Source organism: Sphingomonas sp. NPDC019816, from assembly GCF_050274375.1.
Classification (GTDB): domain Bacteria; phylum Pseudomonadota; class Alphaproteobacteria; order Sphingomonadales; family Sphingomonadaceae; genus Sphingomonas.
This window is the reverse complement of record NZ_JBNNOB010000024.1, coordinates 21,782-36,848: the sequence shown is the minus strand read 5'-3', so window position 1 is coordinate 36,848 and position 15,067 is coordinate 21,782. Positions and strand designations below refer to the sequence as shown.

At 67.6% G+C, this 15,067-nt stretch carries 22 protein-coding genes; 12 read left to right on the top strand and 10 right to left on the bottom strand.

Annotated elements, in window-relative coordinates; translation table 11 throughout:
• Positions 1-146: 146 nt before the first annotated feature.
• Together rph and rdgB are read left to right on the top strand one after the other, a co-directional pair.
• The gene (gene rph, locus ACQKJZ_RS05890; RefSeq protein WP_427730342.1) at positions 147-863 is read left to right on the top strand and encodes a ribonuclease PH; all 717 of its coding nucleotides are present in this window, start codon (positions 147-149) and stop codon (positions 861-863) included.
• On the top strand, positions 860-1,486 hold the full coding sequence (gene rdgB / locus ACQKJZ_RS05885) for an RdgB/HAM1 family non-canonical purine NTP pyrophosphatase (RefSeq protein ID WP_294275579.1): 627 nt from the start codon (positions 860-862) through the stop codon (positions 1,484-1,486). Before rph ends, rdgB begins: the two co-directional genes overlap by 4 nt.
• A gap of 138 nt (positions 1,487-1,624) precedes the next feature.
• On the opposite strand, the gene ACQKJZ_RS05880 is transcribed toward rdgB, so the two are convergent.
• Both ACQKJZ_RS05880 and ACQKJZ_RS05875 read right to left on the bottom strand, forming a co-directional pair.
• On the bottom strand, positions 1,625-2,011 hold the full coding sequence (locus ACQKJZ_RS05880) for a hypothetical protein (RefSeq protein WP_312490580.1): 387 nt from the start codon (positions 2,009-2,011) through the stop codon (positions 1,625-1,627).
• A gap of 29 nt (positions 2,012-2,040) precedes the next feature.
• Positions 2,041-2,661, bottom strand: coding sequence for a CAP domain-containing protein (locus ACQKJZ_RS05875; protein ID WP_427730341.1), 621 nt, complete (start codon positions 2,659-2,661; stop codon positions 2,041-2,043).
• Between ACQKJZ_RS05875 and hemW the strand changes: the two genes are divergently transcribed.
• On the top strand, positions 2,660-3,823 hold the full coding sequence (gene hemW, locus ACQKJZ_RS05870; RefSeq protein WP_427730340.1) for a radical SAM family heme chaperone HemW: 1,164 nt from the start codon (positions 2,660-2,662) through the stop codon (positions 3,821-3,823). The genes ACQKJZ_RS05875 and hemW overlap by 2 nt on opposite strands.
• A 32-nt stretch (positions 3,824-3,855) precedes the next feature.
• On the opposite strand, the gene cutA is transcribed toward hemW, so the two are convergent.
• Entirely contained in the window at positions 3,856-4,185 is a 330-nt protein-coding gene (gene cutA, locus ACQKJZ_RS05865) for a divalent-cation tolerance protein CutA (RefSeq protein WP_427730339.1), read from the bottom strand.
• Positions 4,182-5,414, bottom strand: a complete 1,233-nt coding sequence (locus tag ACQKJZ_RS05860; RefSeq protein WP_427730338.1) for a penicillin-binding protein activator — start codon at positions 5,412-5,414, stop codon at positions 4,182-4,184. Before ACQKJZ_RS05860 ends, cutA begins: the two co-directional genes overlap by 4 nt.
• On the opposite strand from ACQKJZ_RS05860, the gene rsmI reads away from it, so the two are divergent.
• From rsmI to gmk, 8 genes are all read left to right on the top strand, one after another.
• Positions 5,413-6,282: a 16S rRNA (cytidine(1402)-2'-O)-methyltransferase gene (gene rsmI, locus ACQKJZ_RS05855; protein ID WP_427730337.1), complete on the top strand. Its 870-nt coding sequence runs from the start codon at positions 5,413-5,415 to the stop codon at positions 6,280-6,282. The two genes, ACQKJZ_RS05860 and rsmI, sit on opposite strands and share 2 nt — an antisense overlap.
• 38 nt (positions 6,283-6,320) lie before the next feature.
• Positions 6,321-6,713 carry an STAS/SEC14 domain-containing protein gene (locus tag ACQKJZ_RS05850; RefSeq protein ID WP_312490829.1) on the top strand — a complete coding sequence of 131 codons (393 nt, stop codon included), beginning with the start codon at positions 6,321-6,323 and terminating at the stop codon, positions 6,711-6,713.
• A gap of 88 nt (positions 6,714-6,801) precedes the next feature.
• Positions 6,802-7,242 carry a hypothetical protein gene (locus ACQKJZ_RS05845; protein WP_427730336.1) on the top strand — a complete coding sequence of 147 codons (441 nt, stop codon included), beginning with the start codon at positions 6,802-6,804 and terminating at the stop codon, positions 7,240-7,242.
• 2 nt (positions 7,243-7,244) lie between these two features.
• Positions 7,245-7,619, top strand: a complete 375-nt coding sequence (locus ACQKJZ_RS05840) for a YraN family protein (protein WP_427730335.1) — start codon at positions 7,245-7,247, stop codon at positions 7,617-7,619.
• 61 nt (positions 7,620-7,680) lie between these two features.
• Positions 7,681-8,643: a glutathione synthase gene (gene gshB, locus ACQKJZ_RS05835; RefSeq protein WP_427730334.1), complete on the top strand. Its 963-nt coding sequence runs from the start codon at positions 7,681-7,683 to the stop codon at positions 8,641-8,643.
• A gap of 68 nt (positions 8,644-8,711) precedes the next feature.
• On the top strand, positions 8,712-8,921 hold the full coding sequence (locus ACQKJZ_RS05830) for a hypothetical protein (protein WP_427730333.1): 210 nt from the start codon (positions 8,712-8,714) through the stop codon (positions 8,919-8,921).
• The gene (locus tag ACQKJZ_RS05825) at positions 8,918-9,124 is read left to right on the top strand and encodes a hypothetical protein (RefSeq protein WP_312490834.1); all 207 of its coding nucleotides are present in this window, start codon (positions 8,918-8,920) and stop codon (positions 9,122-9,124) included. The genes ACQKJZ_RS05830 and ACQKJZ_RS05825 overlap by 4 nt, the downstream gene beginning before the upstream one ends.
• Positions 9,125-9,204: 80 nt before the next feature.
• Complete coding sequence (gene gmk / locus ACQKJZ_RS05820) at positions 9,205-9,864, top strand: guanylate kinase (protein ID WP_183950490.1); 660 nt, start codon at positions 9,205-9,207, stop codon at positions 9,862-9,864.
• Between the two features lie 415 nt (positions 9,865-10,279).
• On the opposite strand, the gene ACQKJZ_RS05815 is transcribed toward gmk, so the two are convergent.
• From ACQKJZ_RS05815 to ACQKJZ_RS05805, 3 genes are read right to left on the bottom strand one after another with little or no spacing between them, the layout of a single operon-like run.
• Positions 10,280-10,963, bottom strand: coding sequence for an ATP12 family chaperone protein (locus ACQKJZ_RS05815; RefSeq protein ID WP_427730332.1), 684 nt, complete (start codon positions 10,961-10,963; stop codon positions 10,280-10,282).
• Entirely contained in the window at positions 10,960-11,175 is a 216-nt protein-coding gene (locus ACQKJZ_RS05810; RefSeq protein WP_427730331.1) for a hypothetical protein, read from the bottom strand. Before ACQKJZ_RS05810 ends, ACQKJZ_RS05815 begins: the two co-directional genes overlap by 4 nt.
• Entirely contained in the window at positions 11,172-11,837 is a 666-nt protein-coding gene (locus tag ACQKJZ_RS05805) for an HAD-IA family hydrolase (RefSeq protein ID WP_427730330.1), read from the bottom strand. Before ACQKJZ_RS05805 ends, ACQKJZ_RS05810 begins: the two co-directional genes overlap by 4 nt.
• Positions 11,838-12,099: 262 nt before the next feature.
• On the opposite strand from ACQKJZ_RS05805, the gene ACQKJZ_RS05800 reads away from it, so the two are divergent.
• A complete protein-coding gene (locus ACQKJZ_RS05800) occupies positions 12,100-12,477 on the top strand; it encodes a glycine zipper 2TM domain-containing protein (RefSeq protein ID WP_312488075.1) in 378 nt (125 codons plus the stop codon).
• 248 nt (positions 12,478-12,725) lie between these two features.
• Here the strand turns inward: ACQKJZ_RS05800 and ACQKJZ_RS05795 are convergent, their stop codons facing one another.
• The 3 genes from ACQKJZ_RS05795 to ACQKJZ_RS05785 form a co-directional block, all read right to left on the bottom strand.
• A complete protein-coding gene (locus ACQKJZ_RS05795) occupies positions 12,726-13,817 on the bottom strand; it encodes an RluA family pseudouridine synthase (RefSeq protein ID WP_427730329.1) in 1,092 nt (363 codons plus the stop codon).
• Complete coding sequence (crcB, locus tag ACQKJZ_RS05790) at positions 13,814-14,188, bottom strand: fluoride efflux transporter CrcB (protein ID WP_312488071.1); 375 nt, start codon at positions 14,186-14,188, stop codon at positions 13,814-13,816. The genes ACQKJZ_RS05795 and crcB overlap by 4 nt, the downstream gene beginning before the upstream one ends.
• Positions 14,189-14,250: 62 nt before the next feature.
• Complete coding sequence (locus ACQKJZ_RS05785; protein WP_427730328.1) at positions 14,251-14,988, bottom strand: hypothetical protein; 738 nt, start codon at positions 14,986-14,988, stop codon at positions 14,251-14,253.
• Between the last annotated feature and the right edge of the window lie 79 nt (positions 14,989-15,067).

Genomic DNA, 15,067 nt, shown 5'->3' with positions numbered 1-15,067 from the left:
GAACAATCTCCGCGTCTCCGCGTCTCCGCGTGAGAAATTTCGCGCAGAGGCGCAGAGAAGAAGAGTGTCTTCCGATCGCCACCTTGGTCTCTGGCGCATCGCGCGGGGGCCGGTTAGGGCTGCTTCCAAGGAACAAGGAGAACACTATGCGCCTGTCCGGCCGGATGCCCGACCAGATGCGTCCCATCACGATCGAGCCGAATTTTACCCGCCACGCCGAAGGTTCGGTGCTGATCGGGTTCGGCGATACCAAGGTGCTCGTCACCGCCAGCGTCGAGGAACGCGTACCACCCTTCCTGCGCGGCAAGGGCGAGGGCTGGGTCACGGCCGAATATGGCATGCTCCCCCGCGCCACCCATACGCGCGGCAGCCGTGAGGCGGCCAAGGGCAAGCAGTCGGGCCGTACCCAGGAAATCCAGCGGTTGATCGGCCGCTCCCTGCGCGCCGTCTGCGACCTGAAGGCGCTGGGCGAGCGGCAGATCACCCTCGACTGCGACGTGATCCAGGCCGATGGCGGCACCCGCACCGCTGCCATCTCGGGCGCGTGGGTCGCGCTGCGCATGGCGGTCAACACGCTGATGGCCGAGGGCAAGCTGGCCAGCGACCCGATCCGCCACAAGGTCGCCGCCGTCTCCTGCGGCATCCATCAGGGCACGCCGGTCCTCGACCTCGACTATATCGAGGATTCGAACGCAGATGCCGACGCCAATTTCGTGCTGATCGAGAACGGCCACATCGCCGAGGTCCAAGCGACCGCCGAGCACGCCACCTATGACGAAGAGGCGCTGCTGCGGCTGCTCCGCCTGGCGCGCATGGGCTGCACCGAGATCTTCGCGGCGCAGGACCGGGCGATCCGCGCATGAGCGGCGAAGGAAACGGCCGCCAGGCGATCCGCAAGCTGACCCCGGGCAAGCTGGTCCTCGCCAGCCACAACAAGGGCAAGATCGTCGAATTCCGCGAACTGCTCGCCCCCTATGGCATGGAGGTGATCGCGGCCGGCGATCTCGACCTGCCCGAGCCTGAGGAAACCGGCACGACCTTCGTGGCGAACGCCGAGCTGAAGGCGCTGGCCGCCGCCGACCTGTCGGGGTTGCCCGCCTTGTCGGATGACAGCGGCCTGTGCGTCGAGGCGCTGGGTGGCGATCCGGGGCTGTTCTCGGCCCGCTGGGCGGGGCCGGAGAAGGACTTCGGCATGGCGATGCGCGCGGTCGAGGATCGGCTGAATGAAGAACCCGACATGGCGCGTGCCGCGCACTTCGTCTGCGCACTGGCGATCGGCTGGCCCGACGGGCATGTCGAATGGTTCGAGGGCCGCGTCGACGGCACCATCGTCTGGCCACCGCGCGGCGACAAGGGCCATGGTTACGACCCGATCTTCCAGCCTATCGGCGGCACCGAGACCTTCGCCGAGATGGACCAGGACGAAAAGAACCGCATCAGCCACCGCGCCGACGCGTTCGGCCAGCTGGTGAAGGCGGTGTTCTGAAAAATATCCTCCCCGGCAACGGGGAGGTGGCAGGCCGAAGGCCTGACGGAGGGGGGCTTCCGCGAGATATGTCTTTGCGGCGATCCCCCTCCACCAGCCTGCGGCTGGTCCCCCTCCCCGTACCGGGGAGGATTGGGATTACCCCTTCGCCAACCGCTTCTGGTTCGCCGTCACCGTACGGTGCACCGGCGTCATGGCCTGCAGCGGCATCGACGCGCCGATCAGCATCGCGCGGGCCATCGCTTCCCAAGCGTCGATCATGCCCCCGCGCGGGTCGTGCCGCGACAGCCGCGACAATGCCGCCTGATCGCGCTTCCAGACCTTGGCCGACTGGTCGAACGCCTTCACCTTCTCGCTGACCATCAGGGTCATTTCGGCGGGCGAGGACGTTCCCGTCGCCATCGCCCCCATGCGGGTCGCGATCACGCTCTGCGCGCTCAGCATCGCCTCGCCCGCCATCACCGCGAAGCGGGCGGGGGCGGTCCAGAAACCGATCCACGCCATCGGATCATAGGGATTGGCCATATGCGCTTTCCTTTGCGACGCCCGCCGGGTCAGAAGGCCCGTTCGCCAAAGACGTTGCCGGTCGGGCTATAGCGGCAAACGAGGAAGTCGTCGCGCGCATTGCTCGCCATCGCGCAACCGACCGCCGTGGAACGCGCCCAGACGATCTGGGTGTAATGCCCGACATCGCCGAACCGCCCCGTCCGGCTGGCATTGGGGATCGGCAGATTGACGAAGTTGCGCTGCTCGGCGCGCCAATGGCCCATCATCTCGTCATAGCGATAGGCGCCGCGCGTGCCGGTCCACAGATTTTCGCCCTGCCGCGCCGGCCCCTGCACCTGCTCGGCATGTTGGAAACGCCCAGTTCGCGCCAGTTCCTGCGCATAGGCGAGCGCGCTGGCCGCGAGCGAGTCGCTCCAGGCCAGCGGCGGCAACCCCACCTCGGCCCGCGCCGCCCGGTGTCCGTTCAGCATCGCCTGGCGCAACAGCCCCGCCCCGCGCGGGGCAGGCGATTCGGACAAACGCTGTTCGACGACCCTGGCCGGACGCGCCTCCCCCGACAGCGGCGTCGCGGGAACGACGGGACCGCAGCTCGACAGCAGGAGAGTCAGCAACGGCAACGATAAGAGATGGCGAAGCGCGAACATCGCCGCCATATCGGGGCGCATCATGTCCTCCGCAATATCGTCGTCCTCCGCGCCGCTGGCGCTGTATGTCCATTGGCCCTTTTGCGTCTCCAAATGCCCCTATTGCGACTTCAACAGCCATGTCCGCGAGTCGGTGGACCAGGCCGCCTGGGCCGAGGCGCTGCTCGCCGATCTCGCCCATGAAGCGGCGATGCTGCCGGGGCGGCGGCTGACCTCGATCTTCTTCGGCGGCGGCACGCCCTCGCTGATGCCGCCCGCTACCGTCGCCGCGATCCTGAACGCCGCCGAGCGGCATTGGGGCTTTGCCGAGGGGATCGAGATCACGCTGGAGGCCAACCCCTCCTCGGTCGAGGCGGCGCGCTTCGCCGACCTCGCCGCCGCCGGGGTCAATCGCGCTTCGCTGGGCGTACAGGCGCTGGACGATCGGGCATTGCACTTCCTCGGCCGTGCGCACGGGGTCGACGAGGCGTTGCGTGCGCTTCAGACGGCACAGGAGCAGTTCGGCCGGGTCAGCTTCGACCTGATCTATGCCCGCCCCGGCCAGCCGCTGGCGGACTGGGAGGCCGAGCTGACCCGCGCCATCGGCTATGGCACCGAGCATCTGTCGCTCTATCAGCTGACCATCGAGCCCGGCACGCGCTTCGCCACCGAGGCGGCGGCTGGGCGGCTGACGATTCCCGACGGCGACGCCGCCGCCGATCTGTTCGAGACGACGCGGGCGATCACCGCCGCCGCCGGGCTGCCCGCCTATGAGACGTCCAACCATGCGCGGGTGGGGGCGGAGAGCCGCCACAACCTGACCTATTGGCGCTATGGCGATTATGCCGGGATCGGGCCCGGCGCGCATGGCCGCCGCGAAGGCGTCGCCACCGCGCGGCGCAAGAAGCCCGAGAACTGGATGTCGGCAGTTGCACGCAACGGCCATGGCATCGAACTGGAGGAAAACCTCGCCCCCGTCACCCGCGCGACCGAGGCCCTGGTCATGGGGCTGCGCCTGACTGAGGGCGTCGACCTGAACCATGTCGCCACGCTGGCAGAGGGCCGCGAGATGATCGACACGGTGCATGTCGCCCGGCTGAGCGAACAGGGGCTGATGCGCCGCGAGGGCGATCGGCTGATCGTGACCGAGGCCGGCGCGCTGCTGCTCGACGCGATCCTGCGCGAGGTGGTGCTGGGCGACGCTTGATATTGTTCCTCCCCTGCAAGGGGAGGAAGGGGTTAGCCCTGGGCCCCGACCGTCTCGCGCACCCAATCAGCATAGGCGGGCAGCGCATCGATGATCGGCACCGCGACGATCTCCGGCACGTCATATTCATGCAGCGCGGTCACCACCCGGCACAGCGCATCGAACCGCGAGCGCACCGTCTTGATGGTCAACATCAGCTCCGGCGCATGCTGGACGGTGCCTTCCCACCGATACCAGCTTTCGATCGGCGTCATCTGGACGCAGGCCGCCAGGCGCTGTTCGATCAGCGCCTGGGCGATCGCCGCCGCATTGTCCCTGTTCCCCGCCGCGCACTGGACGAGGATCAGGTCGTCGGCGCTCAATCCCCGAACCCGGTCGGCGCCGGCGAGACCGTGACCGAGGTTCCGTCGCGGATTTCCTGCACCTCCAGCGCACGCTGCGCCACGCCATCGCGACCGAAGCGGAACGCGCCGTCGATGCCGGCGAAACCGTCCGAGGCGCGCAGACGCGATTCGGGGAACGGCGCATTCATCTTCCAGTCGCGCGCGATCCGCACCGTCAGCAATACCGCGTCATAGCCCAGGCTCGACAGGCGGTAGGGCGCGCTGCGGTAACGGGTGCGGTACTTCGTCGCATATTGGCGGTAGAGCGTGTTCGACACGCTGGCGAACCATGCGCCGTTCAGCGTCGGGCGCGCCGCGATGTTCGATTCGGAATTCCACAATTCGGTGCCGAGCAGCCGGGTGTTCGCCCCCGATCCGCGCTTGATGACCGGGGCCGTCGCCGCCGCCGCCGCGCCGCCATCGGCGATCAGCACCGCGTCATAGGGCGCCTTGGCATTCAGCCGCTGCGCCGCGCCAGCGATGCCGCCCGCGACCCGGCCATAGGGCTGGAGCGAGACGACCTGGCCCCCCGCCCCTTCGACCGCGCGCAGAAAGGCGGTGGAGGCGCGCTCGCCATAGAGGCCGTTGGGCACCAGCCCGGCAAAGGTCGTCACCCCGCGCCCGCGTGCATATTCGACCACCCGCTCGATCGACTGGGCCGGGGTATAGCCCATCAGATAGGTGCCGCCGCCGGCCACGCCGGTGTCGTTGGAAAAGCTGATGACCGGCACCTTGGCGGCGCGCGCGATCGGCGCGACGATGCGGACATCCTCGGACAGGAGCGGCCCCAGGATCAGCTGCGCGCCCTCGGCGATCGCCTTCTGCGCCGCCGCCGCCGCGCCGGTCGCGGTGTCGTAATTGGTGATGCGCACCGTGTCGGCCTGGCTGTCGAGCAGCGCCATCATCGTCGCATTGGCGATCGACTGGCCGACGCCGGCATTGGTGCCCGACAAGGGCACGAGCAGCGCGATACGGTGGCGTGCGGTGTCGCGCGGCAGGCCGGGCTCGACCCCTGTCGACGGGCGCGGCGCGGTGGTTTCGGGGCGCGGCGGCGGCGCCTCGGTCGGCCCGCGCGGGACCAGGGTCTGGCACGCCCCCAGAAACAGCGTCGCCGCCAGCGCGAGCGTCCGGTTCAGCCGCTTGCCACCCCCTATGCGAAGCGCCGGATGTGCGGCCCCCGGTTGTACGAACAGCCCTGCCTCTGTCATGACACTCCCCGTGACCCAATCCGAACATAAACTCGAACCCGGCCTCTACATCGTCGCGACCCCGATCGGCAATCTCGGCGATCTGTCCCCGCGTGCGGCCAACATATTGACAAACGCCGATGTCATTGCGGTCGAAGACAGCCGGGTGACCGCCGGGCTGCTTCGCCATATCGGCGCCAAGCGGCCGATGCAGCCCTATCACGACCATAATGCCGAACATGTCCGCCCCGGCTTGATCGCGCGTATGGCGACCGAGGCCGTCGCGCTCGTCTCCGACGCCGGCACGCCGTTGATTTCCGATCCGGGCTACAAGCTGGTGCGCGACGCCCGTGCCGCCGGCCATGCGGTGGTGACGATCCCAGGACCCTGCGCCGCGATCGCCGCGCTGACGCTGGCGGGGCTGCCGACCGACCGGTTCCTGTTCGCCGGCTTCCTGCCCCCCAAGGAAAAGGCGCGCGCCGACGCCATCGCCGAAATCGCCGGCATCCGCGCCACCCTGGTGTTCTACGAATCGGGGCCGCGCCTGTCGGCGACGCTGACCGCGCTGGCGCAAGGGTTGGGCGACCGCGAGGCGGCAGTGACGCGCGAGATCACCAAGAAGTTCGAGGAGGCGGTGACCGGCACCCTCTCCACCCTCGCGGCACGCTATGCCGAGGGCGGACCGAAGGGCGAGATCGCGATCGTCGTCGCCCCGCCGGGCGAAGCACCGCCCGCCAGCGAACAGGATGCCGACGCCGCGCTGGCCGAGGCGCTGACCCGCCTGCCGGTCGGTCGCGCGGCGAGCGAAGTCGCCAAGGCGCTGGGGCTGGACCGCAAGGCGCTCTACGCCCGGGCGTTGGCCATGAAGGGTGACAAATCAGAGGATTAGGTCGCGTGCGTTAGCGATTCGGCAAGGGTCCCGCGGCCATGATCGGCATCGGGGAGCCGACCATGTACGCCTATGACTTTCGCCACGATCTGAACCTGCTCGACATACGCTGGACCGGGCTGTTCACGCCCGAGCTCGCGACGCGCTATGCCCGCGAACTGGTCGACGCGTTCCGGCGCAGCGGTTTTCGCCCCGGTTACCGCCTGCGCATCGACATGAGCGACATCACCGTCCAGCCGCGCGAAGCGATCATGACCGTGCACGAGTGCTTGCGCGACTTTCCCCGCGCCAGCCGCATCGCGATGATCAACCGCAGCGCGATCGGGCGACAGCAGATCGCGCGGCTGATGACCCAGCCCTACCTACGCGTCTTCGATCGCGCGGAGGACAGTCTGGGCTGGCTGACCGCACCGGAAGAGGTGGCGGCCTGATCCAGGGGCGCAATCGCTCTGGCATGCAGCCCACACTCCTGATCCAGCCGACTTGTGGCATTTGGGAGTCGGTGCCAGTGTCCCGGTCATGCTTGCCGCCACTGATGTCGCACATCGATTTCTATCGATAGTCTGGGCAGACGAAGTCCCTGACATCGAAACGCTTGCTCGGGCGATCGATTGCCTATTGGCGCAGTCTTACGATGTAGTTTCCGGCAATTGCACCGAGGAAGACGCGGACCCACCCCCGATTGATGGCAATCTCCTATACCAGGATGTGGCAAATCGTTTTCCGTATCTTGGTCTCTACCCTCTTGCCGATCCGCTCGCTTCGATTGATGCCGACAGAATGATGGGAGATGGCGTCGACGATCTTGCTGACATCACGCACGATTTACGTGAAGTCGTGTGGTGGAGTGAGAATTACGGACTGGGTGACGCGGCGTTCTGCTTTCGACTGTTGTTTCCACATTGGGGCCGACATGCGCGAGGTCTTTCCATGTATCTACACGCCCAGATGTGGGGCTGAATATGATTGGTTCAACAAAAACCACTGAGCAGAGGCGGAGGGCGGAGACCGCAGGCCGACGCGGTGAGCGGCTCGCGGCATGGTGGCTGCGGCTGAAGGGCTGGACGATCCTCGACCGGCGCATCCGCACCCCGGCCGGCGAGGTCGACTTGATCGCACGGCGCGGGTCGCTGGTCGCCTTTGTCGAGGTGAAGACGCGCAAGACCGCCGCCGAATTGGACTTCGCGATCGACGAGCGCCGCCTCGCCCGGGTCGCGGCGGCGGCGGAGGTGCTCATGCCGACCTATGCCGGGCCGGGCGACGATATTCGCATCGACGTCATCCTGCTCGCGCCGGGCACGCGGCCTCGGCACATCGAAAACGCATGGTGCGGGTGACAGGACGCGGGCGAAACATTACCTCCCCTGCCAAAGACCCGTCCGAACGAAGGAACGCCCCATGACCCAGCCGCTGACCGTCGCCGTCCAGATGGACCCGATGGACCAGATCAATATCGCGGGCGACTCGACCTTCGCGCTGATGCTGTCGGCCCAAGCACGCGGGCACAAACTGTTCCACTATGATGCGGGCGACCTCAACTGGTCCGACGGGCAGTTGTGGACCAAGGCGCATCCCGTGACCGTGCAGCGCGTCGCGGGCGACCATTACCGCTTCGGCGAGCCGGTGAAGCTGGATCTGGGCGACGAGGCCGATGTCGTGCTGATGCGGCAGGACCCGCCCTTCGACCTGGGCTATATCACCGCCACCCATCTGCTGGAGCGGGTGGCCGAGAAGACGCTGGTCGTCAACAATCCGCGCAGCGTGCGCAACGCGCCCGAAAAGGTCTTCGTCCTCGACTATCCGCAGTTCATGCCGCCGACGCTCGTCACCCGCTCGCTGGAGGAGGCGCGTGCCTTCCTCGCCGAGCATGGCGAGATCGTCATCAAGCCGCTGCACGGCAATGGCGGCAAGGCGATCTTCAAGGTCGGCCGCGACGGCGCGAACCTGTCGGCGCTGATCGAGGTGTTCAACACCGCTTACCGCGAACCGCATATGGTGCAGGCCTTCCTGCCCGCCGTCGCCAAGGGCGACAAGCGGATCGTGCTGATCGACGGTGAGGTGGCGGGCGCGATCAACCGCCTGCCGGGTGAGGGCGAGATCCGCTCCAACCTGGCGGTCGGCGGCTCGGCGGAGAAGACCGAACTGACGGCGCGCGAGCGCGAAATCTGCGAAGTCCTCGGCCCGGAGTTGAAGCGGCGCGGCCTGTTGTTCGTCGGCATCGACGTGATCGGTGGCGAATGGCTGACCGAGATCAACGTCACCTCCCCGACCGGCATCGTCGCGATCGAAAAGTTCGACGGTACCGATGTCGCTGCGATGATCTGGACCGCGATCGAGGGCAAGGTCGCCGCCAAAGCCTGACCCGACAGGCGGAACCCATCCCCTTCCCCGCGCTTTTGCCTTTGCGAGACAGGAAAGGTGGGTTCGCGATGGCTGCAACGACGATAGGTGCGATGGTGGGTGCCGCAATCGATGGCATGTCGGGTGACGATGGCGTCGCCGATGGCGCGGTCATCGGTGCGGTGACCGGCAATGTCCTGAAGATCGTGCTGCCGATGGCGATCACCTATGCCGTGGGCTGGGCGGTGCTGCGTGGCGCCGGCGAACTCAAGGACCGCGCATTTGGAGAAGCACAATGATCGGACGCATCATCGGCGCGCTTGTCGGGCGCGAAGTCAGCCGTCGTGACGGCAATAACGGCCTGAAGGGCGCGGCGCTCGGCGCGCTGGCGGTCGGTGGCATGCGTCGGCTGGGGCCTCTCGGCCTGCTGCTCGGCGGTGGTTACGCGGCCAAGAAGGCCTATGACCGTCGCAAGGCGGGCAAGGTCACCGGCAACTACTGATCCCACGACCGAACCGTCGATCTACCGCAGCGCGTCAAGCATGTCTTGACGCGCTGCAACTGCGTGCGTCAAAGGCAGACATGCCCAATTCGCCCGCCCATTCCGACGATCCCCACAAGTTGAAGCGCCGCGGCATGTTGTTCGTGCTGTCCTCGCCATCGGGCGCGGGCAAGTCGACGATCGCGCGCAAGTTGCTGGCGGACGATTCCGGCCTGCAGATGTCGGTGTCGGCGACCACGCGCGGGATTCGCCCCGGCGAGGTCGAGGGCAAGGATTATCACTTCGTCGATCTCGAGGAATTTCGCCGCATGGTGGCGAATGACGAATTCCTCGAATGGGCGCATGTCTTCGACAATCGGTATGGCACGCCACGCGCGCAGGTCGAGGCGATGCTGGCCGCCGGCAAGGACGTGCTGTTCGACATCGACTGGCAAGGTGCGCAGCAGCTGTTTCAGATTGCGGGCGGCGACGTGGTGCGCGTCTTCATCTTCCCGCCCTCGATGGAAGAACTGCGCCAGCGACTCGAGCGCCGCGCGACCGACTCGATCGAGGTGATCGACGCCCGCATGGCGCGTGCGACCAACGAGGTCAGCCATTGGGACGGGTACGACTATGTCCTGGTCAATGACGATGTCGAGCAATGCTTCCAGGGCGTGAAGACCATCCTCCAGGCCGAACGCCTGAAGCGCTCGCGCCAGACCGGGTTGATCGGGTTCATTCGGAAACTGACGACGAAGTAAGCGCGGGGCCGGTTCGGGGCGTGCGCGTCGACTTCGACGCGGATGGGAGACGGCCGGCCGCACCAGAGGCCGCCGCACATCCCCACCTCCGTTCAGGCTGAGCGCAGTCGAAGCCCAACGGAAAGCCTGGCCGCGAGCGAATCCCGTGCACTTCGACTTCGCTCAGTGCGAACGGGAGGGGCGGGAAAAGACCAGCATGGCCAAAGACCGCCGCACACTCCCCCCCCCCCCGTTCAGGCTGAGCGTAGTCGAAGCCCAAGGGAAAGCTTGGCCGTGAGTGAATCCCATGCACTTCGACTTCGCTCAGTGCGAACGGAGGGCGGGAGAAGGCCAACGGGACCAGAGACCGCCGCACACTCCACACCCGTTCAGGCTGAGTGCAGTCGAAGCCCACGCCCTGCCCCGGCCACGAACCTCAGCCCAACGCCGCGAGAAACCGCACCGCCGCGTCGAACTCCCGCCGCTTGGCCTCGCGCGCCTCGATGGCGAGATAGTCCTCGCCCCACTCCTCGGCCTGGAAATCCTCGTCGACATGCGCCGCCGTCCAGACGGCATCGGCCCCCGCCGCCCCTTCGAGCAACGCCAGCGCCAGCACCAGCGATCCGGTGATCGTCACCACCGGCGACAGCGCCGCCAATCGGAACGCATTGAGCGCCGCCACCGCCGCCGCCAGCCGCTCGACCGTCGCCTCGGGCTGGGGCCGGTGCATGATGCCGGTGACCAGCGTGAAATGCACGTCATAGCGATCGCGCGCCCAATCGAGCAGCGGGTTCCACGTCGCCGCCTGTCGCGTCACCAGCTCAGGCGGAGAATCGGCGCGGTAACAGAGCAGGTCCGTCTCGGCATAGCGCGCCAGCCCGTCCGCGAACGGCGTGGGGTCCGCCGCGATCCGATCGATTGCAGCATTGGCCAACCCGGTCAGCGGCATGGCACGCGGGTCCACCGTCTCGGCCACGTCGCGCCATTCGGTCGCCACCGCCTCGGCCAGCGCCGCCGTCGGGAGCGCCAGCGGCGTGCGGCCGGGCGTGCGCACCGGCCGGTCGTCCAGCCGGACGACGCGCTCGGCATCGATGGTGACGTTCGTCCAGAACCGCTTCATTCGCCCCCACTCCGCCAACGATGCGCCAGTCCCGCCGGTACGATCGCGATCATCGCCAGCGCCGACAGCACGATCGCCACGCCCAGCGCCTTGTGCGGCCATGTGACCCCGCGCGACGCCAGCACGATGCCCAGCAGCGCACCGGCCACGCCGATCAGGCGAACGCCCACGATGATGAACCAGCGCCGCCGCGCGGGGTCCCGCCCGCTCATGGCCGCACCAGTAGCGCGGGGAGATCGGCGACATCCTGTGCGACGACATCCGCACCCGCCGTCACCAGGTCGTGCATGTCATGATACCCCCAGGCGACACCGACCGCGAAGGCGCCCGCCGCCTTGCCCATCGCCATGTCGAAGCTCGTATCGCCGATCATCGCCACATCCCCGGCCGCGACCCCGCTTTCGGCCATGGCGGCCAGCACCATCGAGGGATCGGGCTTGGACGGATGACGGTCGGCGGTTTGCAGCGTGATGAAGTGATGCGCCAGCCCATGTTCGGCCAGCACGCGCGCCAGCCCGCGATCGGATTTGCCCGTCGCCACGCCCATCAGCCAGCCCCGTTCGGCCAGATGGTCGAGCAGCGCGGGGATGCCCGCGAACAGCGGCTCGGGCTCCATCGCGCCTTCCGTACGCAGGCGGAAGAAGGCGGCCTTATAATCGCTCGCCAATTGCCGGTGGAGATCGTCGTCCAGCGTCGGCGCGAGAACCTGCATCGCCTCGACCAGACTGAGCCCGACGATGCGGCGGATCGCCTGCACCGGCGGCGGGGTCAGCCCCGCCATGGTGAACGCCTCCACCGCCGCGAGGCAGATATTGGCTTGGCTGTCGACGAGGGTGCCGTCGCAATCGAACAGGGCAAGGCGCGGTCGCGTCATCACGCCCTCCTATCGCGCACCGCCGCCGGGGGGAAGCGGGAGCGCGCCGTGCGCGTCACATGCGGTGGATGTTCGCGCGGGCGATGACGCCGGGACACGCGGCTCCACGTTGTCGCCCGGAAAATGACGGCGAACGAATGAGATGATGAACAATGGCTAACAACCACATTCAGCATCGCATCACAGCGAATCGGGCAAAAGAGCTTCAACGACGACGGGAATCATCCCGCCGCCGCCGGATTGAAGATCAAGGGAGATGACGATGTTCAAGAAGCTCTCGCTCGCTGCAGCCGCCCTTGCCGTCGGCGCGACGGCCATGGTTCCGACCGCCGCCACGGCACAGCGTTATTATGGCGACCGTTATGAGCGCGCTTACGGCGATGGCTATTACAACGGATATGATCGTGGCCCGCGCTACGACCGCCGCTATTCCGATCGTCGCGGTTACGCCTATCGCGGCCCGCAGCGGTGCAACAACGGCACCACGGGCACCATCGTCGGCGCGATCGCTGGTGGCCTACTGGGCCGCACCATCGACTCGCGTGGTGATCGTACCCTTGGCACGATCCTGGGCGGCGGCGCCGGCGCACTGGCCGGCCACGCGATCGAGAAGTCGAACAATCCCGGTTATTGCCGCTGATAACCGGGCGTGAGGGGCTTCGGCCCCTCCGTCGGACGACAGCCCCGCTGCCCCCCGGGCCGGCGGGGTTTGTCATGCCAGCCGCGTTCATCATCCCATCCCGCCGTTCGCGCTGAGCGAAGTCGAAGCGCATGGGATTCGCTTGCGGACAGGGCGCTGCGTTGGCTTCGACTACGCTCAGCCTGAACGGGGTTTCGGGGCGGTGTTCGGCGCGGTGGCGTTCGCGAGCGCTGGGCGTACGGCCGTTACTACCGCGTCCCGCGCCCCCGCCGCTCGCCACGGCGTTCCTTGCGATACTGTTTGGCGTGCGCCTTGGCGCGCTGCTTCAGGACGTCCTTGGGGGGCGGCCCGCGATCCTCGTCTTGGGGCAGGACGTCGCCGCGAATCTCGTCGAAGCCCAGCTGGTTCATCGATTCGGCGAAGTGGCTCGGCAGCTCGGCGGTCTGGTCGATACGGCCGCCATCGGGATGGTCGACGCGGATGCGGCGCGCATGCAAGTGCATCTTGCGGCTGATCCCGCCGGTCAGGAAGGCCGCCGCGCCGCCGTACTTGCCGTCGCCGACGATCGGATGGCCGATCGCCGCCATGTGCACGCGCAGCTGATGCGTGCGCCCCGTGAACGGCTGCAGCTCGACCCAGCAGCAGCGATTGCCCGCCCGCTCTATCACGCGGTAGCGCGAACGCGCCGCCTGGCCGTTCTCCTCGTCGACATGCATTTTCTCGCCGCCGGTGCCGGGCTGCTTGGCGATGGGCAGTTCAATCGTGCCGTCCTCGATCGAGGGCACGCCGACGACAAGCGCCCAATAGATCTTCTTGGCGGTGCGCCCCGAAAACGCCTTGGCGAAGAACGCGGCCGCACGCGCGTTACGCGCGACCAGCAGTGCGCCCGAGGTGTCCTTGTCCAGCCGGTGAACCAGCTTGGGTCGGCCCTCCGCCTCGAACTGAAGCGCATCCAGCAGGCCATCGACATGGGTGGTCGTCTTCGTCCCGCCCTGCGTCGCCAGCCCCGGTGGCTTGTTGAGGACCAGCGCGTCGCGATCCTTGTGGATCACCATCTCGCGCGCGAACGCCGCCTCGTCCTCGGTCAGGACGTTGCGCGGCCGGCTGGGCTTGGCGCTTTCGGCGGGCGCCGCCTCGGCCGGGGGTACGCGCAGCACCTGGCCCGCCGTGATGCGATCGCCCGGCGTCGCGCGCGCGCCATCGACGCGAAGCTGGCCGGTGCGCGCCCATTTGGCGACGGTGGTGAAGCTGGTGTCGGGCAGATGACGCTTGAACCAGCGGTCCAGCCGGATGCCGTCATCGTCATAGCCGACCGTGAACTGGCGGACGGAGTCCGTCATGCAAAAATCCTTGTTATCGAAAGTCCGGCCCACAGCGCGGCCAGCGAACCCAGCAACGACAAGGCGATGTAACCGATCGCGACCGTCACCTGGCCGCGTTCGATCAATGTGATGGCGTCCAGCGAGAAGGAGGAAAAGGTGGTGAACCCACCCAATACCCCCACGCCGATGAACAGTCGCCACCCCTCCGCGCCGCCGGTGCGTGCCATAGCGCCGGCCAGCACACCCATCAGCAGCCCGCCGACCCAATTGACGGTCAGCGTGCCATAGGGAAAGCCCGGGCCCAGCGCCTGAAGCATGAATCGCCCGGTCAGATGCCTGGCCCCCGCCCCCAAGGCGCCGCCCAGCATCACGAGAAGAAGCGGTGACATGATTCCGCTCCCCTAGCGCAAGCCCGCTTCCCAGGCAAAGGAAGGTTGCGGATCGTGCGGGATCAACCGCCCTTCACGATCAGATCGACGTCGGTTCCCCCGCCGCCACGTGCCTTTGCATAGAGCAGATAGGCCGCCGCCCCCCGCGTTCCGCCCAGCACATGCTGCGCGCCGTCACGCTTGTGCTCGGCATCGTACCCTGCCGCCTTCGCGCGGCTATGGTAATAATCGACCACCTTGGTCACCGGGCCGCCCGCCTGGAAGCTGACGATGCGAAGCGCACAGCCATCGGCGTCGTTGCCGGCGGCTTCGTTCACGCGGCCGCCGGGATAGACGGCGAAAGCGTCCGGCAGCCGGTTCGCCCATGCCGCCGAATAACGCAAGCTCGCCAGGCACCGGGCATTGCCCGCCTGCTGCCCCGCAAGCGCGGCGAGCGTGAAGGCCTTGGTGGCGGCCCGACATTCGGGGCAATCGCGCGCGGCGGGCGGGGCGGCGGTCAGCGTTCGCGCATCGACCGGATCGCCCGGCGGCGGCAGCACCGGCACCTGATCGCTGTCGGGCCGGTTGGGTGGGCGCACGGCATTGGCGTTGGAGCTCTGGGTCAGGCCCGGATCGACCATGATCTGCGCCGCGAGCGCCTCGGCCAGCTGGGGGTCCTGCGCCGGCCGGCCGCCATCGGTCATCGCCGTCAGTTCGTTGTCGAGCGCGTTCAGCTGCGCATCGTCATCCGACCGCGCGTCGCAACCGGCAAGCCACAAACAGGTCAACGGGATCAGGAGTCGCAGCGGCTTGGCCATCATGACGGGTGCTGTAGCACGCCGCGCTCATCCGATCGTTAACGCAGCCCCCCCGATCGTGCGGCATCGATGTCCCGCACCG

Excerpts from the sequence above, each read along its gene's own strand:
- rsmI (WP_427730337.1), top strand. The coding sequence starts at position 5,413 with ATGACACTCCCCGTGACCCAATCCGAACATAAACTCGAACCCGGCCTC.
- ACQKJZ_RS05845 (WP_427730336.1), top strand. The coding sequence starts at position 6,802 with ATGCTTGCCGCCACTGATGTCGCACATCGATTTCTATCGATAGTCTGG.
- ACQKJZ_RS05805 (WP_427730330.1), bottom strand. The coding sequence starts at position 11,837 with ATGACGCGACCGCGCCTTGCCCTGTTCGATTGCGACGGCACCCTCGTC.
- ACQKJZ_RS05830 (WP_427730333.1), top strand. The coding sequence starts at position 8,712 with ATGGCTGCAACGACGATAGGTGCGATGGTGGGTGCCGCAATCGATGGC.
- gshB (WP_427730334.1), top strand. The coding sequence starts at position 7,681 with ATGACCCAGCCGCTGACCGTCGCCGTCCAGATGGACCCGATGGACCAG.
- ACQKJZ_RS05800 (WP_312488075.1), top strand. The coding sequence starts at position 12,100 with ATGTTCAAGAAGCTCTCGCTCGCTGCAGCCGCCCTTGCCGTCGGCGCG.
- ACQKJZ_RS05815 (WP_427730332.1), bottom strand. The coding sequence starts at position 10,963 with ATGAAGCGGTTCTGGACGAACGTCACCATCGATGCCGAGCGCGTCGTC.
- gmk (WP_183950490.1), top strand. The coding sequence starts at position 9,205 with ATGCCCAATTCGCCCGCCCATTCCGACGATCCCCACAAGTTGAAGCGC.
- rdgB (WP_294275579.1), top strand. The coding sequence starts at position 860 with ATGAGCGGCGAAGGAAACGGCCGCCAGGCGATCCGCAAGCTGACCCCG.
- hemW (WP_427730340.1), top strand. The coding sequence starts at position 2,660 with ATGTCCTCCGCAATATCGTCGTCCTCCGCGCCGCTGGCGCTGTATGTC.
- ACQKJZ_RS05840 (WP_427730335.1), top strand. The coding sequence starts at position 7,245 with ATGATTGGTTCAACAAAAACCACTGAGCAGAGGCGGAGGGCGGAGACC.
- ACQKJZ_RS05875 (WP_427730341.1), bottom strand. The coding sequence starts at position 2,661 with ATGATGCGCCCCGATATGGCGGCGATGTTCGCGCTTCGCCATCTCTTA.
- rph (WP_427730342.1), top strand. The coding sequence starts at position 147 with ATGCGCCTGTCCGGCCGGATGCCCGACCAGATGCGTCCCATCACGATC.
- ACQKJZ_RS05860 (WP_427730338.1), bottom strand. The coding sequence starts at position 5,414 with ATGACAGAGGCAGGGCTGTTCGTACAACCGGGGGCCGCACATCCGGCG.
- crcB (WP_312488071.1), bottom strand. The coding sequence starts at position 14,188 with ATGTCACCGCTTCTTCTCGTGATGCTGGGCGGCGCCTTGGGGGCGGGG.
- ACQKJZ_RS05825 (WP_312490834.1), top strand. The coding sequence starts at position 8,918 with ATGATCGGACGCATCATCGGCGCGCTTGTCGGGCGCGAAGTCAGCCGT.
- ACQKJZ_RS05795 (WP_427730329.1), bottom strand. The coding sequence starts at position 13,817 with ATGACGGACTCCGTCCGCCAGTTCACGGTCGGCTATGACGATGACGGC.
- ACQKJZ_RS05810 (WP_427730331.1), bottom strand. The coding sequence starts at position 11,175 with ATGAGCGGGCGGGACCCCGCGCGGCGGCGCTGGTTCATCATCGTGGGC.
- ACQKJZ_RS05880 (WP_312490580.1), bottom strand. The coding sequence starts at position 2,011 with ATGGCCAATCCCTATGATCCGATGGCGTGGATCGGTTTCTGGACCGCC.
- ACQKJZ_RS05785 (WP_427730328.1), bottom strand. The coding sequence starts at position 14,988 with ATGATGGCCAAGCCGCTGCGACTCCTGATCCCGTTGACCTGTTTGTGG.
- ACQKJZ_RS05850 (WP_312490829.1), top strand. The coding sequence starts at position 6,321 with ATGATCGGCATCGGGGAGCCGACCATGTACGCCTATGACTTTCGCCAC.